Consider the following 16,331-nt stretch of genomic DNA (forward strand, 5'->3'; position numbering starts at 1 on the left):
ATGGTGACCCCGGCCCGATTCGAACGGGCGACCTTCCCCTTAGGAGGGGGACGCTCTATCCAGCTGAGCTACGGGGCCAAGGGTGTGAGGATACCGGAGGCGCCCAGGAGACAAAAGACAAGGTCGGGGCAAGTCCGGCATCCCGGTGCCTAAGGTCATGACGGATCGCCAGATTCGAGATCGTGCCTACACCGTTGGCGCTATGGGCTTGATGTCCGTCCCATGCGTTAAATCGGGGCACTCGCACAGGAAGGAGCGCCGGTGCAAAAGGTCGCGCCTGCCACCCGTATCTATGGCGCCTACGGTGACATCGTAACCGCGGGGCAGATCGCGCGCAGCGCCTACGCGGGAGCACTCGCCGAGCGAGACACGGGCTACTACGTGCTCGGCAATCGCCGGTTTTCGCCGGTCCTGCGACGCTTTCTCGACCCCGATCCGGTCAGCCCCTTCGACGACGGCGGCTTGAATCGCTACGCCTATTGCGGCGGCGATCCGGTCAACCGGATCGATCCGAGCGGCAACGCCTGGTGGAACTGGCTGTTCGCTGGCATGGGACCGAACCAGGTCGGTATCGGCACGGTGGGCAACGCGGGCGCCTTGAGTGCTCCGGGAGGCGGCGCGACGCCGACAAGGCAGGCGGCGGCCGTCGTCACCCCCATCACGGTCACGGTAACGGCGGTGGCCGTCCTCGACGCGGTCATCGTCACCTCGTCGATGTCTTCGGTGGGATCGACGACAGGTGACAAGAAGGCGGGGGGCATCTTCGGTTGGATGGCGATGGATTCCGGGTTCCCTTCCACCGGGTCCTCCCTGTCATCGAAGGCACGCGCTCGCACTGCGGGGTTTATCGGCCAGCAATGGGGCACCGCCGACATCGATGCGCCGCGCTACAAGATCGACGTCGTTCCGAGTGATCAGATCCCAGGCGAAAAATTCCGGTATTCCAGGCGCAGGGGCGCGCTCACGCTGAATACGCGGTGGGTCCGGCGGACGGACCCACTCGACGCGCGCGTATCCCATTGGGGCCCGGACACGACGATCTCCAGTCGAAAGCTCGCTCACCCGTTGAAAAGAATCGGGCGCATGCCGATCGCCGACGGAAACGACAGCGTCTACCTCTACAGCGGCGTTCATGGCAGCAGATACGGCGACAATTGGGAGAATGGCAGCCGACAGGGCGGCGCATATGGGTTCTACTGGCGCGACCGCCGGGATCGGCGCCGTCTGGCGGCTCATCTCCCGGGGAGAAAACTTTCGGTCGAGAACATCGCGGGCATCGGTACCGACGAGATGATCGAAAAGATGTCCCGGCCCGGCGTGCACGTACATGCCTATTGTTTCGGGGCGGTCGACAGCCTGATGCTCGCCGTCCTCGATGCCAGCCCCGTTCCCGTTTATCTCCGGAACTGATCGCGTCATGGCCCGCACGCCACTCACGAGCCGCATCTATGGCGCTTTCGGCGACGGCGCGGCGATCGGACAGCATGCGAACAGCGCTTACACGGGAGCATGCATGGAGCCAGGCACCGGCGCCTATGCACTCGGCCGTCGCCTGTATTCCCCGATACTGCGACGCTTTCTCAACCCCGATCCGGTCAGTCCCTTCGAACGTGGCGGTTTGAATCGCTACGCCTACTGCGGCGGCGATCCGGTCGACCGGACCGATCCCAACGGCAATACGTGGCGCACGTGGCTGACTTCGATCCTCGGAGTGTCCGCACCACCCGTCCGCACCGCCAGCGGAAGCAGCGGCTTGCCACACCCACCCGCGGGGGACACCACGGCGGACGCCATCGCCTCGCCGGTCGTCCTCGCCTCCGCCGTAAGTGTCGTCGCGGATACCATCGCGCCCCTGGTCACCCCTGGCTCGATCGCATCGAGGACGACGCGAGCTCCAAAAGCCGGTGGCGTCTTCGGCTGGACATCGCTCGGGTCGGGCCACGCTCCAGGTGGCCTCACGTCATTGGACAACATCCCCCTGGGAGGGGTCGCTGTCGAACAGCGGCAGGACTATCGCAGGACCACCCACACGTTCTCGAACGGCGATCACCAGATCTACAACTATGAAGGTCGTGCGGCACTTCTCGAACAGGTGCCAACGAGGCTGGCCGCGGCGCCTTCCGATTTCCTCGCGCACTGGTGGTCGATCCCGAATGCCAAGGGAGGGAGCAACTACGTCGCGGACTCCGAGACCTCCCTTGAAGAAGTGTTCCCATTGGTGCGGTCGATCGGAGAAAGCGCCGACACCCGGCGGATCATCCTGCTCGCCGGCGCCCACGGGTCGAACGATGGCATCAACTGGGCGAACGGACGCCGGCTCCATCCCGACCGCCACATCTACGAGACGGCGGACACGATCCAACCCATCTACGCCGCCGACGCCCGGAGGCGCGATGAAGACGTTGAAGTCCGGAATCTCGGCGACATGTCGAACATCGACTTCATTCGCGTGTCGAACAGCAACGCCATCGTCGTGCATATCTATTGTTACGGCGTCGCCGACCGGGAACTGATGTTCGAACACAATGTTCGATGGGCAACCACTTACCGGCTGTGATTAACGCACCGCCCTCAACGTCCGGCCCGGCATGGGCGGGACGCGCGCCGGCCGTTTCGCATCGCTTCCGAAAGGCCGCCAGACACCGTCGGCACCCTCGATCCCTATGCTGGCGTCGCCTCCTTCGGCGGCCGCCCGGTTCACGGCCGAAAGCAGCGCGTCGAAACGGCTGTCGAAACGGGACAGTACCTTGCCGTCGAGGCGTACCGGCCAGGAGTGGCTTTCATCGGGATGGTAGGGAATCTCGTAGATCCGGGACATAGGCGCCACCCACCTTACGAAGAAACTCAAGGCCAGCATGGACTTGCGCCGGTGACCGCAGGGTCTTCACGACATCCCCTGGCGACGACGCCCCGCAGACATCCTTCCCGCGCTGCACAACGGGAGGTGAAGGGCGCGTTTGCTAGAATCCCCGTTTTACCCGTCTTCCATGGAGAGCCTCATGTCCGGCAAGATCCTCGCAGCGCTCGGCCTCGCCGCCAACGAATCCGGCACCTACCTCGGCCGCGGCGAATGGGCCGCCACCACGGGCGCAGGCACGCTGTCGCCGACCAATCCGGCTACGGGCGAGGTGATCGCGACGGTGCAGGCCACCAGCGCCGCCGACTACGAAACGATCGTGCGGCGCGCCCAGGAAGCCTTCGCCGTCTGGCGCACCACCCCCGCGCCGCGTCGCGGCGAAGCCGTCCGCCTATGTGGCGAGGCGCTGCGCAAGCACAAGGACGCCCTCGGTTCGCTGGTCGCGCTGGAAATGGGCAAGATCAAGCCCGAGGGCGATGGCGAGGTGCAGGAGATGATCGACATCGCGGATTTCGCGGTCGGCCAGAGCCGCATGCTTTACGGCAACACCATGCATTCCGAGCGCCCCGGCCATCGCATGTACGAGCAGTGGCATCCGGTCGGCCTCGTGGGCATCGTCAGCGCGTTCAACTTCCCGGTCGCCGTCTGGGCGTGGAACGCCTTCCTGGCCGCGATCTGCGGCGACATCTGCATCTGGAAGCCGTCGCCGAGGACGCCGCTCTCGGCCATCGCCACGATGAAGATCTGCAACGAAGCCCTGAAGGAAGCCGGTTTCCCGGACATCTTCTTCCTCTTCAACGACGCCGGCACCGACCTCGCGCAAGCGTTCATCGATGACAAGCGCATTCCGCTGATCAGCTTCACCGGCTCGACCAAGGTCGGCCGCATCGTCGGCGAACGCGTGGCCAAGCGCATGGGCCGCAGCCTGCTCGAACTCGGCGGTAACAACGCGATCATCCTCGACAAGTCGGCCGACCTGAAGCTCGCCATCCCGGCCATCGTGTTCGGCGCTGTCGGTACGGCCGGCCAGCGCTGCACCAGCACCCGCCGCGTGCTGGTGCATTCGTCGATCCACGACACCGTGGTCGACACGCTGGTCAAGGCGTACGGGCAGGTCGAGCAGAAGATCGGCGACCCCACGCTGCCCGCCACGCTGATGGGGCCGCTGAACAGCCCTGAAGCCGTGAAGGCGTATCTCGCCGCCATCGAGCAGGCCAAGGCCGCTGGCGGCACGGTGCGCACGGGCGGCAAGGCGCTCACCGACCGCAAGGGCAACTTCGTGCTGCCAACGATCGTCACGGGCCTGAAGAACTCCGACGAGGTCGTGCAGACGGAAACCTTCGCGCCGATCCTCTACGTGATGTCCTTCGACACCCTCGATGAAGCCATCGCCGAACAGAACGCCGTGCCGCAAGGCCTGTCCTCGGCGATCTTCACGCAAGACCTGAAGGCGGCCGAGCAGTATCTTTCGGCGTCGGGCTCGGATTGCGGCATCGCCAATGTCAATATCGGCACCTCGGGCGCGGAGATCGGCGGTGCCTTCGGTGGCGAGAAGGAAACCGGTGGCGGCCGCGAGTCGGGCTCGGATGCCTGGAAGGTGTACATGCGCCGCCAGACCAACACCATCAACTATTCGGACGCGCTGCCGCTGGCCCAGGGTATCAAGTTCGAGTTCTGACCGAACGGATGAGGCCATGACCGACCTTCGCTCCACGGAACGTTTTTCCGATCGCGTCGAGGACTACGTCCGCTATCGCCCGGACTACCCCCCGGCGCTGGTCGAGTGGTTGCATGGCCTCGGCGTCCACACCGACTGGGCCGTCGCCGACATCGGCGCCGGCACGGGTATCTCGAGCAAGTTGTTCCTCGACGCCGGGCATCGCGTGATCGCCGTCGAACCGAACGCGGCAATGCGTGCGGCCGCCGAACGCTGGCTCGGTGGCGAAGATCGCTTCCGTGCCGTGGATGGCACCGCCGAGGCCACGGGCTTGCCCGATGGCTCGGTGGACCTCGTCATCGCAGCGCAGGCGTTCCACTGGTTCGACAAGGAAAGGGTGCGCGAGGAATTCGCGCGCATCCTGCCGTCGCGCGGCCTGGTCGCCGTGTTCTGGAACAGCCGCCGGCTATCGGGCACGCCTTTCCTGGAAGGCTACGAGCGGCTGCTGCACGAATATGGCGTCGATTACATCAGCATCGCGGAGCGCTACGCCGACGATGAAAGCATGGCGCGCTGGTTCGGTCATGGCTATCGCGGCATGGCGTCGTTCCCGCACGGCCAGAAGCTCGACTACGACGGACTCCAGGGCCGCCTGATGTCGTCGTCGTACGCACCCAAGCCCGGGCACCCCAACCACGAACCGATGCTGTTCGCACTGCGCTCGCTGTTCGACGCGACCCAGGCCGATGGCACGGTCGACTACGATTACGACACCCGCGTCTTCGCGGGCCATCCGGACGCCTGATGTACGAACTGATCCGCCCCCTGCTCTTCGCGCTGGATGCCGAGACCGCGCACGGCCTGACCTTGTACGCCGCCGACGTCGCGCAGCGCAGCGGCATCTCGGGGTGGATCGCGAAGCCCCCGTCGGACCTGCCGGTACGCGCCTTCGGTATCGATTTCCCCAATCCGGTAGGGCTCGCCGCGGGTCTGGACAAGAATGGCGCGCACCTCGACGGCCTCGCCGCACTGGGCTTCGGCTTCGTGGAGATCGGCACGGTCACGCCGCGTCCGCAGGCGGGTAACGACAAGCCACGCATGTTCCGCCTGCCACGGCACGAGGCGATCATCAATCGGCTCGGCTTCAACAACGAAGGTATCGACGCGCTGGTGCGCAACGTGCACAAGGCGTCGTTCCGCGGCGTGCTCGGCATCAACATCGGCAAGAACAAGGACACGCCGAACGAGCGTGCCATCGACGATTACCTCGTCTGCCTGGAACGTGCGTATCCCTTAGCCAGCTACATCACCGTGAACATCTCCTCGCCGAACACGCAAGGGCTGCGCGATCTCCAGGAAGAGGAAACCCTGCGCCGCTTCATCGGGACGCTACGCGAGGCACAGGAGCGATTGGCGAGCCAGCACGGCAAGCGCAAGCCGATGCTACTCAAGATCGCACCGGACCTGACGGACAACGAACTGGATGCCATGGCGGAGGTGCTGCTCGCCTCCGGCATCGACGGCGTGATCTGCACCAACACGACGATCGAACGCGCGGAGGTCACGGGCGATCCCAACGCACATGAAACCGGTGGATTGTCCGGCCGGCCGCTGTTCACCCGATCCACCGACGTGCTGCGCGGCATGCATGCGCGCCTCGGAGGCAAGCTTCCCCTCGTGGGCGTGGGCGGCATCCTCGACGGCGACGGCGCCGCCGGGAAGATCGAGGCCGGCGCGACGCTGGTGCAGCTTTACTCCGGCCTCGTCTATCGCGGCCCCGGACTGATCGCCGAGGCCGTGGCCGAGATCAGGCGCCAGGGGCTCGCGGCATGAACAACGCGCCAGTGGACATGGGCGGGTTCAGCCTCGCCAGCGATGCGCCGCTCGGCGGCCGCAACACACTGCGCGTGGATGCACGCGCGAAGCTGCTCGCGGAGGTACGCGATCCGGCGAAGATTCCCGAGTTGCTGGCGTATCCCGCCGTGAAGGCGGGCAAGGTCCTCGTGCTCGGCGAAGGCAGCAACCTGCTCATCAAGGGCGATTTCGACGGGACCGTCCTGGCGATGGCCACGCGCGGCGTCGAGACCTTCCAGCGCGACGACCGCGTGCTGATCCGCGTGGCCGCGGGAGAGCGCTGGGACGATTTCGTGCGTTGGTCCCTGGGCCAGGGTTATGCGGGTCTGGAAAACCTCATCCTCATTCCCGGCACCGTCGGCGCCTCGCCGATCCAGAACATCGGCGCCTACGGTGTCGAGGTGGCGGAATTCATCGATACCGTGGAAGCCTGGGATACGCATGCGGGCGAGTTCGTCGTGCTCGACAAGGCGGCTTGCGCCTTTTCGTACCGCGACTCCAGCTTCAAGCAACAACCGGGACGCTGGATCGTCGTGGCGGTGACGTTCTCCCTTCCCCGCGAACGCCCGCTCTCGCTCGACTACGCGGGCATCCGCGAGGAAGTGGAGAAAATGGGCATCGAGCGCGCCACGCCTTACCACGTGGCCGAAGCCGTCGTGCGCCTGCGTTCGCGCAAGCTGCCCGACCCCGCCGTCATCGGCAACGCCGGCAGCTTCTTCAAGAACCCGGTCGTCGGCGCGGCGAAGGCCGAAGCACTCGCACTCGCCCATCCGGGCCTGCCTGTGTGGCCACACGCCGGAGGCACGGCGAAGATCTCCGCCGGCTGGCTGATCGAAGCCGCCGGATTCAAGGGCCAGCGCGATGGCGACGCGGGCATGTCGAACCGGCATGCCCTCGTGCTGGTGAACCACGGCAAGGCGACCGGCCCGCAGCTCTGGGCCTTCGCCCAGAAGGTGATCGCCGGGGTCGAGACCATGTTCGGCGTGACACTGGAACCCGAACCGCTGGTGGTCTGAGCCCCGTGGCGCCTGTCATGCGGGTGTAAGAGCTCCGTCATACCCTCGCGCAGGCGGCGTACCATGAGGGCGTCGCGATCCGCGACGAGGACGCCACCCTGGATACGATGACCCCGCCCAACGAGTCGATCGCCCCCGCGAAGAGCGCCACCGCCAGGATGGCGCCGCCACCGGATGTCGCGGAGATCGACCTCAACGATTCCAGCCTCTACGTCCACCGCGAACTGTCGCAGTTGCAGTTCAACATCCGCGTGCTCGACCAGGCGCTGGATGAGTCCAAGCCCCTCATCGAGCGGCTCAAGTTCCTGCTGATCTTCTCGTCGAACATGGATGAATTCTTCGAGATCCGCGTGGCCGGCCTGAAGCAGCAGATCGCGTTCGACCACGAAATGATCGGCGCCGACGGCATTCCGCCGCGCCGCGTGCTGGCCGAGATCTCGGAACTGGCGCACCGCCAGATCGAGCGGCAGTACGCGATCCTCAACGAGAAGATCCTTCCCGCGCTGGCGGACGAAGGCATCCGCATCGTCCGCCGCAACCAGTGGACGCATAAGCAGAAGCTCTGGGTGCGCCGCTACTTCCGCCACGAAGTGGCGCCGCTGGTCACGCCGATCGGCCTCGATCCGACGCATCCCTTCCCGCGCCTGGTGAACAAGAGCCTGAACTTCATCGTCCAGCTCGAAGGTACCGATGCCTTCGGCCGTGATTCGGGCCTCGCGATCGTACCGGCGCCGCGCATCCTGCCGCGCCTCATCCGCCTGCCCGGCGAAGTCTGCGAGGGCGGCGACAATTACGTGCTGCTCTCGTCGATCATCCACGCCCATGCCGACGACCTCTTCCCCGGCATGCGCGTGCTGGGTTCCTACCAGTTCCGCCTCACCCGAAACGCCGACCTGACCATCGACCCGGAAGATGTCGAGGATCTTGCGCGCACGTTGCGTGGCGAACTCTTCTCGCGCCGCTACGGTGACGCCGTGCGCCTGGAAGTGGCCGACAACTGTCCCAAGCCCCTCGTGGACTATCTGCTCAAGCAGTACTCGCTGGAAGCGGATTCGCTCTACGAGGTGAACGGCCCGGTGAACCTCGCGCGCCTGTTCGAGATGACCTTGCAGCCGACTTACGCGCGCCTGCAGTTTCCCGTTTTCGTGCCGGCCTTGCCGAAGGCGCTGGCCGACGCGGAAGACATGTTCTCGGTGATCGGAAAGCAGGACATCCTGCTCCACCATCCCTTCGAATCGTTCTCGCCCGTGGTCGACTTCCTGCGCCAGGCGGCCAAGGACCCACAGGTGCTGACGATCAAGCAGACGCTCTACCGCAGCGGCGCCAACTCGGAAATCGTCGACGCCCTGGTGGAAGCGGCGCGATCGGGCAAGGAAGTCACCGCCGTGGTCGAACTACGCGCGCGTTTCGACGAAGAGTCCAACCTCACCCTGGCCTCACGCCTGCAGCAGGCCGGCGCCGTGGTGACCTACGGCGTGGTGGGCGTGAAGACGCACGCGAAACTGATGCTCGTGCAGCGCCGCGAGAACGGCAAGCTGGTGAGCTACGCCCACCTGGGCACCGGCAACTACCATTCGGGCAACGCGCGGCTGTACACCGACTACAGCCTGCTCACGTCCGACGAAGCCCTGTGCGACGACGTGCATCGCCTGTTCCGCCTGCTCACGGGCATGGGCAAGGCGCTGAAGATGAAGCGGATGCTCTACGCGCCCTTCACGCTGAAGAAGGGCCTGCTCGACCTGATCGCGCGTGAAGCCACGCATGCCGCCGCGGGCAAGAAGGCTGAGATCGTCTGCAAGATCAACGCGATCACCGATCCCAAGCTGATCCGCGCCCTCTACCGGGCGAGCCAGGCCGGCGTGAAGATCGAATTGATCGTTCGCGGCATGTGCTGCCTGCGCGCGGGCATCCCGGGCGTATCGCAGAACATCCGCGTGCGCTCGGTGGTGGGCCGGTTCCTCGAACATAGCCGCGTCTACTGGTTCCACAACGACGGCGAACCGGATCTCTACCTGGCGAGCGCCGACTTGATGGAGCGCAATCTCGACCGCCGCGTCGAGACCTGCTTCCCCATCGAGGGCAAGAAGCTGCGCCAGCGGGTGCGGCGGGAACTGGAGTTCTACCTGACCGACAACCACTCGGCATGGGTCCAGCAGCCCGATGGGACCTATGCCCTCCTCCAGCCGTCCCCCGGCCAACCGGTCCGCGACGCGCAGACCCAGTTGCTGGAACGCTTCGGCGGCATGGCGGCACCCCAGCCCAGCTGAAGCAGCTCCCCCGGAGCCGCCTCAGCTGGGCTGGGAGTCACTACACCCGTGGGAGCCGCTTCACCTGTGGGAGCCGCTTCAGCGGCGATGGGGGCTTGCCTCACCCTGGCCCGCCGCCGCGGGATCGCCGGCAAGCCGGCTCCCACAACTGTCGGCTCCCACGACAGCGGCTTCCACAACGGATACGCCCAACGGCCAGCGCGACAGCGGCCCGGGACCACGGCAGAATGGTGCCGTATATGCGCACCGGCAACCGCCAGCTCGGGTGGGTCTACCGTCTCTTCCAGGCGATGGTGCTGTGCGGCCTGCTTCTGGGCGGGACCGCCGCCGCGACCACGCTGACGGCCAACTGGCGCGAGGTGCGTCCTGGCGACACTCCCGCCGACATCCTCCGAGAGGCGGCCCAGCGGCCCCTGCCCGCTTTCGACCCGGCGCGCATGCAGATCCTCCCCAACGCGCCCACCGGCACCTGGGTGATCGTGCACAGCCTGCCCCCCTGGGCGACAGGCGAACGCGTGCTCAGCATCGGCCACCCCGGCATGGGCGCGGTGTCGCTCTACGACGGCGACACGCTGGTGGCGACCACCTCGCTGGATGACTTCGGACCGCCCCTGCACGGTCACGGCCGGCTGATCTTCAACGTACCCGCGTCGATTCCGGCCTCACGGCCACTCCTGCTGAAATTCGAGCCCACGGCACAGCCGCCGGGTGCGGTGACGATATCGATCGATTCGTGGCCGGACTACCTCCGGGACGACGGCAGCTGGATGGTCTTCGCCACCGGTTGTTTCGCCGTCATGCTGACCATGGCGCTGATGGCGCTGTGCTTCACGCTGATCCTGCGCGACATGACCTTCGGCTGGTACGCCGCGTACCTGATTTGTTATGCCTTGATCCAGGGCTTGCGCTCGGGCTTCGTCTTTCACCCGCTTGAGTTGCAGTCACTGGCCGGCATGGCCGACACCCTCGGCGCGGCGGTAACGGCCTTGTCGGTGACCTTCGCCGCCCTGTTCATGCTGCGCTTCGCCAAGGTCGACGAATACGTGCCCTTGCTGCGCACGCCCGTGCTGGCCTTCGCGGTGGTGATGCCCCTGCTGATTGTGCTTCGCGCCACCGGCGTGGGTGTGCTGGTGGGCATGGCCCAGCTGCTGTTGCAACCCTTGGTGCTGCTCGGCGCGTTGCTCCTGCTCGTGGCCGGCGCGATCGCCGCCGTGCGCGGTTCGCGGCACGCCTGGTTCTTCCTGGCCGGCTGGACGCCGCTGCTCATCCTCACCGCGCTATGCGGCGCCCAGCAGCAGGGCATGTTCGCGGGAGCGCCATGGCTACCGGATGCCGCGATCGCGGTAGGCGCCTTCGAAGCCATCGTGCTGTCGATCGGCTTGTCCGACCGTGCGCTCACCATCCGCCATGATCGCGACCGCGCCCGCCAGCTCGCCGACAGCGATCCCCTGACGGGACTGCTCAACCGTCGAGCCTGGACCGATGCCGCGATGGGTGTGCTGGAACAGGGTTCGTCGCGTCCCATCGCCGTTCTGTTCTTCGACCTGGATCACTTCAAGGAACTCAACGACCGCCACGGCCACGCCGCCGGCGATCGTGCGCTGGTGGCGGTGGCGGGCGCCCTGCGCCACGAGCTCAGGCCTTCCGACCTGCTCGGCCGCTACGGTGGCGAAGAGTTCGTGGCCTTGCTGCAAGGCGTGGAGAAGGAAAACGCCATGCAGGTCGCCACGCGTCTGTGCCGGCGCGTGCACCGGCTCGACGTGCACGTGGGCGCGCCAGGCGCACTGTTGACGGTCTCGATCGGCGTAGCCATGCGCACACCCGCGGATACCGTGCAGTCACTGGTCGAGCGGGCGGATACGGCGATGTACGCGGCGAAGCTCGCGGGGCGCAACCAGGCGATATGCGCCGGGCACGCCGGACCGGTGCTTGTACGCCGCAACGACATCGGCAAGGCCGCGAACTGAGGCCGTTCCTGGTGGGAAGCCGCTTCAGCGGCGATCGGGTTCGCCTCAGACCAACCCGGCGGCCGCGGCCACGATATCGTCGTCACCCGGCAACACCAGGAACGCCGCGCCCGCCAGCGGCGTGAACGTATCCGCGCCAACGACACGGCGCAACGGCACATGCCCCAGCCCCGCCTCGACGATGGCGGTGATCACGCCCTCGCCGACACCCGCGCTCTTGCGCCCTTCGTCCACCACCAGGATGCGTCTCGCATCCTTCGCCTGCGCCGCGATGAAGCCGTCGTTGAGCGGAACCAGCCAGCGCAGGTCCACCACACGCACCTTCCATCCGTGCGCCGCTTCGATCCGTCGTGCAGCGCGAAGGCTCATCGGCACGCCATTGCCGAAGGTGAAGACGACGAGGTCGTTCGCGGTTTCCTCGTAGACCCGCCCCTCGCCCAGCGGCATCGCCTCGCCCGGTGCCGGGTAGGCGAACTGCCACTGGCCATCGCCCGCTTCGTAGAGATCCTTGGTCATGTACAGCGCGATCGGTTCGAGGAACGCGGTGACCCTGCCGTCGACTTTCGCCAGCGCGGCGAGCGTACGCAGCATCGTCGCGGCGTCGTCGCCGCGGCTCGGGCAACCCACCACGAATCCGGGGATGTCGCGCAAGGCGGCGATCGAGTTGTCGTTGTGGAAATGGCCGCCGAAGCCGCGCTGGTAGCCCAGCGAGGCCACCCGCATCAGCATGGGATTGCGGTACTGGCCGTTGGAGAAGAACTGCAACGAGGCCGCTTCGCCACGGATCTGGTCGCAGGCGTTGTGGAAGTACGCGAGGTACTGGATCTCGGGAAAGGGCAACATGCCCATGTTGGCGTAGCCCTGCGCGAGGCCGAGGATCATCGTCTCGTCGAGCAAGGTGTTGAACACGCGGGCGTTGCGGAACGTCTTGTGCAGGCCCTTGGTCACCGTATACACGCCACCCTTCTGCGCCACGTCCTCGCCGAACAACAGGCTTTCCGGATACTTCGCCATGAGGTCGTGCAAGGCCTGGCCGATCTGGATGGCCAGATGGCGGGGCGGCTGTTTTTCCGGAAGCTTGTCGGCGCCGCCGAACACACGCTCGCGCTCCGCCGTCTCCGCCATGCGCGCGGCCTCGGCACGAACGGCTTCGGGGGTGTAAGGAGCGAGAGGCGCCATCACATGCGCGAGGCTTTCGATCTTGGGCGTGCGATCGGCGGCGTCCGCCGCTTCGAAGCAGCGCTTGCGGATGCCCTCGTAGAGTCCGAGCAGGCTGTCGCGGTCATACAGGCCCGAAGCGAGCGCGATGCTGGCGCTACGTAGCAGCGGGTCGGTCGCTTCCAGCGCCACCAGTTCTTCCACCGAACGCCATTCGATCTCGAAATCGGTACCCGCGTGCCCCATGATGCGGGTGGTGCCCAGGTGCAGGAAGGTCGGACGGCGCGTAGCGCGGCAGTGGGCAACGGCACGCTCGACGTCGGCGTAACCACCGGCGAGGTCGAGGCCATCCGCGTAGAAGTAGTCGAGGTCCGCACGATGGCGGAAGTTGTTGGCGACCCAGTCGTTCGGCGTCTTCACCGAGATGCCGATGCCGTTGTCCTCGCACACGAAGAGCACGGGCGCGGGGAGCTTCTGGTAGGCCGTCCACGCCGCGGCGTTGAACGCCGTCTGCGCCGTGGCGTGGTTGGACGAGGCATCGCCGAACGAACAGATCGCGATCGAATCGTCCGGAACCGGCAAGGCATGGCCGATACGCTTCGCCTGCTCGATCGCGACGGCCGTACCGAGTGCCTTGGGCAGATGCGACGCGATGGTCGAGGTCTGCGGCAACACCCACAACGGCTTGCTTCCCCACACCTTGTGACGACCGCCAGACGCGGGGTCTTCGCTGCTCGCGGCGAAGGACAAGGCGGAATCCATCACCGGGTCCATGCCGGGAAGCTTGCGGAAACGCTCGGCCATGAAGCCGCCACTGCGATAGTGCAGGAACGCGGGGTCGGTGTGCCGGGTGGCTCGCGCGACCATCGCGTTGCCTTCGTGCCCGGACGAGCCGATCGTATAGAACACCTTGTTCTGCACACGCAGCACGCGCGCCATCAGGTCGAGGTGACGGCTGATCAACTGCGATTCGAACAGCTCGCGAAACCCACGCGCATCCAATGCGCTGCCGGGCAACACCGGCTCGTCGTCATGCGGCGAGCGGGCGGCGTCGCCCTGCCACGACTGCACGAACTCGACGAAATTCTTGTCGACGATCTCGGCACGGTTGAAACCCTTGTGACGGGCGGCGATGGCTTGCGGGACGGACATGGGGAAGACTCGGGAAAGTGGGGATCAGGCGTGCATCGGCGAGAAGCCGGGCTGCGTGCGAACGCGCGCCAGCCAACCGGTGACGTTAGGCCAACGAGAAAGATCGAAGCCGCCATCGGCGGCACAGTGCGTATAAGCGAACAGCGCGATGTCGGCGACGCCGAAGCCGCCTCCGCTGAAAAACGATTCATTGGCGAGATGGTCTTCCATCACGTCCAGCGCCCGCGCACCGCGCTCGAGCAACTGCGGCAACTCCGCGCGGCGCGGGTGGTCCTCCGGCAGCCACTTGCAGACGAAGCGCGCCACGGCCACGTAGGGTTCATGGCTGTACTGCTCGAAGAACATCCATTGCAGCGTGCGCGCACGCTCCCATGGGTCCGACGGCAGGAAGGGCGTGCCCTCGGCGAGATAGCACAGGATGGCGTTGGACTCGGCGAGGCGGCGGCCGTCTTCCAGCACGAGCAGGGGCACCTTGCCGTTGGGGTTCAAGGCAAGGAACTCCGCCGTGCGCGTGGCGCCGGCGGTGCTGTCGGTCTCGATCCAGCGGTACGGCCGGCCGAGCGCGTCCAGCAGGTGTTGCAGCTTGTAGCAATTGCCCGATGAACGGAGGCCGTAGATGGTGGGCACGGAAGAGTCGGAACGGTTCAAGGGACATCCTTTGGCCAGGAAGGAATCAACGACGGCGGGCGATCCACTGTTCGCGGGTCTGCCCCCATAGATCGACGATGTCGTCCTCGAACGGTGGCGGCAAGGCACCGGGTCCTTGCCAGGTGGAACCGAGCTTCTTCGCGACACCGATCGAGGCGAGGTTCTGCGGGTTGATCGAATGGATCACCTGGCTCCAGCCGAGGTTGGCGAAGGCCCAGTCCATCGAGGCGGCCGCGCCTTCCGTCGCATAGCCCTTGCCCCAGGTTTCCCGCAGCAATGCCCAGCCGATCTCGTGCCCAGGCCAGCCTTCCGGCTGCCATGGGCCGAGGCGGCCCATCCAGCGGCCACTGGCGCGTTCGATCACCGAGAACATGCCGAAACCGGCGATGCTCCAGCAACCGGCCATGGTCATGAAGTTGCGCCAGGCGATGGCACGCGGCTGCGGTCCACCGAGAAACCGGTTGACTTCCGGATCGGCCATGCATTCGGCCCAGGCGTCGAAATCCTCCGCCGCCGTGGGCCGGAGGATCAACCGGTCGGTTTCGATGACGGGCCCGTGCATGCCGGCGTCAGAACGCGTTGATGCCCGTGAGTTCGCGACCGACCACCAACTGGTGGACGGTTTCGGTGCCCTCGTAGGTGATGACCGATTCCAGGTTCAGCGCGTGGCGGATCGCCGAGTGTTCCGTGGTGATGCCCGCCCCGCCGAGGATGTCCCGGCAGTCGCGCGCGATGTCCAGGGCCATGCGGACGTTGTTCCATTTCGCCAGCGACACCTGGGTGGGCTGCAGGCGGCCGGCGTCCTTCAGGCGGCCCAATTGCAGCGAAAGCAATTGCGCGGTCGTGATGCGCCGGGCCATGTCGGCCACCCGGATCTGCACGGCCTGGTTCGCCGCCAGCGGGCGGTTGAACAGCACGCGCTGCGCGGTGTAGTCGAGCACTTCCTTCAGGCAGGCCTGCGCGGCGCCGATCGGGCCCCAGGTGATGCCATAGCGAGCCTGGTTGAGGCAGCCCAGTGGTCCCTTCAGGCCCTTCACGTTGGGCAGCCGCGCGCTGTCCGGCACGCGCACGTCGTCGAAGAACAGGCCGGACGTGACCGAGGCGCGCAGGCTCATCTTCTTGTGCACTTCCTGCGCGGCGAAGCCCTTGGTATCCGTCGGCACGATGAAGCCCTGGATGCCTTCGTCGGTCTGCGCCCAGACGATCGCGATATGGGCGAGGTTGCCATTGGTGATCCACATCTTGGCGCCGTTGATCACCCAGTCGCCGCCGTCCTTACGTGCAACCGTCTTCATGTTGGCGGGATCGGAACCGCCGTGCGGTTCGGTCAGGCCGAAGCAACCGATGATTTCGCCCGCGGCCATCCGCGGCAGGTACTCGCGCTTCTGCTCTTCGGACCCGTAGGCGAAAATGGGATACATGCACAGCGAACTTTGCACCGAGGCGAAGCTGCGCAGCCCCGAGTCGCCCCGCTCCAGTTCCTGGCAGATCAGGCCGTAGCTGACCCCGTTCATGCCCGCGCAGCCGTATTCCTCCGGCAGCGTGGCGCCGAGAAGGCCCAGCGAGGCGATCTCAGGAACCAGTTCGGCGGGAAACCGGCCCTGGTCGAAGCAGTCGCCGATGATGGGAAGGACCTTTTCGTCGACGAAGCGTCCGACGGTGTCCTGGACCATGCGCTCTTCGTCGGTGAGCAGCGAGCGGACATCGTAGAGGTCGAGCGGATCGAGACGGTGGGCCATACGTGGGACTCTTGCC

At 66.2% G+C, this 16,331-nt stretch carries 13 protein-coding genes and 1 tRNA gene; 8 read left to right on the top strand and 6 right to left on the bottom strand.

The window, feature by feature from the left end:
* Position 1: 1 nt before the first annotated feature.
* Positions 2-78, bottom strand: a tRNA-Arg gene (locus tag AB6730_RS02135).
* Positions 79-261: 183 nt separating this feature from the next.
* Between AB6730_RS02135 and AB6730_RS02140 the strand changes: the two genes are divergently transcribed.
* Both AB6730_RS02140 and AB6730_RS02145 read left to right on the top strand, forming a co-directional pair.
* The gene (locus tag AB6730_RS02140; RefSeq protein ID WP_371022021.1) at positions 262-1,410 is read left to right on the top strand and encodes an RHS repeat-associated core domain-containing protein; all 1,149 of its coding nucleotides are present in this window, start codon (positions 262-264) and stop codon (positions 1,408-1,410) included.
* A 7-nt stretch (positions 1,411-1,417) separates the two neighbouring features.
* On the top strand, positions 1,418-2,557 hold the full coding sequence (locus AB6730_RS02145) for an RHS repeat-associated core domain-containing protein (protein ID WP_371022022.1): 1,140 nt from the start codon (positions 1,418-1,420) through the stop codon (positions 2,555-2,557).
* Here AB6730_RS02145 and AB6730_RS02150 read toward each other — a convergent pair whose 3' ends face one another.
* Positions 2,558-2,818 carry a hypothetical protein gene (locus tag AB6730_RS02150; protein WP_371022023.1) on the bottom strand — a complete coding sequence of 87 codons (261 nt, stop codon included), beginning with the start codon at positions 2,816-2,818 and terminating at the stop codon, positions 2,558-2,560.
* Between the two features lie 181 nt (positions 2,819-2,999).
* Between AB6730_RS02150 and AB6730_RS02155 the strand changes: the two genes are divergently transcribed.
* The 6 genes from AB6730_RS02155 (at position 3,000) to AB6730_RS02180 (ending at position 11,618) form a co-directional block, all read left to right on the top strand.
* Positions 3,000-4,535, top strand: a complete 1,536-nt coding sequence (locus AB6730_RS02155) for an aldehyde dehydrogenase family protein (protein WP_371022024.1) — start codon at positions 3,000-3,002, stop codon at positions 4,533-4,535.
* 16 nt (positions 4,536-4,551) lie between these two features.
* A complete protein-coding gene (locus AB6730_RS02160) occupies positions 4,552-5,319 on the top strand; it encodes a class I SAM-dependent methyltransferase (RefSeq protein WP_371022025.1) in 768 nt (255 codons plus the stop codon).
* On the top strand, positions 5,319-6,347 hold the full coding sequence (locus tag AB6730_RS02165) for a quinone-dependent dihydroorotate dehydrogenase (RefSeq protein WP_371022026.1): 1,029 nt from the start codon (positions 5,319-5,321) through the stop codon (positions 6,345-6,347). Before AB6730_RS02160 ends, AB6730_RS02165 begins: the two co-directional genes overlap by 1 nt.
* 17 nt (positions 6,348-6,364) lie before the next feature.
* Positions 6,365-7,384: a UDP-N-acetylmuramate dehydrogenase gene (gene murB, locus AB6730_RS02170; RefSeq protein WP_371022259.1), complete on the top strand. Its 1,020-nt coding sequence runs from the start codon at positions 6,365-6,367 to the stop codon at positions 7,382-7,384.
* Positions 7,385-7,491: 107 nt separating this feature from the next.
* Positions 7,492-9,651 (top strand): polyphosphate kinase 1, encoded by a 2,160-nt coding sequence (gene ppk1, locus AB6730_RS02175; RefSeq protein WP_371022027.1) that lies wholly within the window; start codon positions 7,492-7,494, stop codon positions 9,649-9,651.
* A 239-nt stretch (positions 9,652-9,890) separates the two neighbouring features.
* Positions 9,891-11,618, top strand: coding sequence for a diguanylate cyclase (locus AB6730_RS02180; protein WP_371022028.1), 1,728 nt, complete (start codon positions 9,891-9,893; stop codon positions 11,616-11,618).
* 45 nt (positions 11,619-11,663) lie between these two features.
* Here AB6730_RS02180 and AB6730_RS02185 read toward each other — a convergent pair whose 3' ends face one another.
* The 4 genes from AB6730_RS02185 to AB6730_RS02200 are packed head-to-tail and all read right to left on the bottom strand — an operon-like array spanning position 11,664 to position 16,315.
* Complete coding sequence (locus AB6730_RS02185) at positions 11,664-13,928, bottom strand: thiamine pyrophosphate-dependent enzyme (protein WP_371022029.1); 2,265 nt, start codon at positions 13,926-13,928, stop codon at positions 11,664-11,666.
* 24 nt (positions 13,929-13,952) lie between these two features.
* Positions 13,953-14,555, bottom strand: a complete 603-nt coding sequence (locus AB6730_RS02190; RefSeq protein ID WP_371022260.1) for a glutathione S-transferase family protein — start codon at positions 14,553-14,555, stop codon at positions 13,953-13,955.
* A 46-nt stretch (positions 14,556-14,601) separates the two neighbouring features.
* The gene (locus AB6730_RS02195; protein WP_371022030.1) at positions 14,602-15,138 is read right to left on the bottom strand and encodes a GNAT family N-acetyltransferase; all 537 of its coding nucleotides are present in this window, start codon (positions 15,136-15,138) and stop codon (positions 14,602-14,604) included.
* Positions 15,139-15,145: 7 nt separating this feature from the next.
* On the bottom strand, positions 15,146-16,315 hold the full coding sequence (locus AB6730_RS02200; protein WP_371022031.1) for an acyl-CoA dehydrogenase family protein: 1,170 nt from the start codon (positions 16,313-16,315) through the stop codon (positions 15,146-15,148).
* Positions 16,316-16,331 lie beyond the last annotated feature (16 nt).

Origin of the sequence: Luteibacter sp. RCC_6_2 (genome assembly GCF_041360655.1) — a bacterium.
Classification (GTDB): domain Bacteria; phylum Pseudomonadota; class Gammaproteobacteria; order Xanthomonadales; family Rhodanobacteraceae; genus Luteibacter.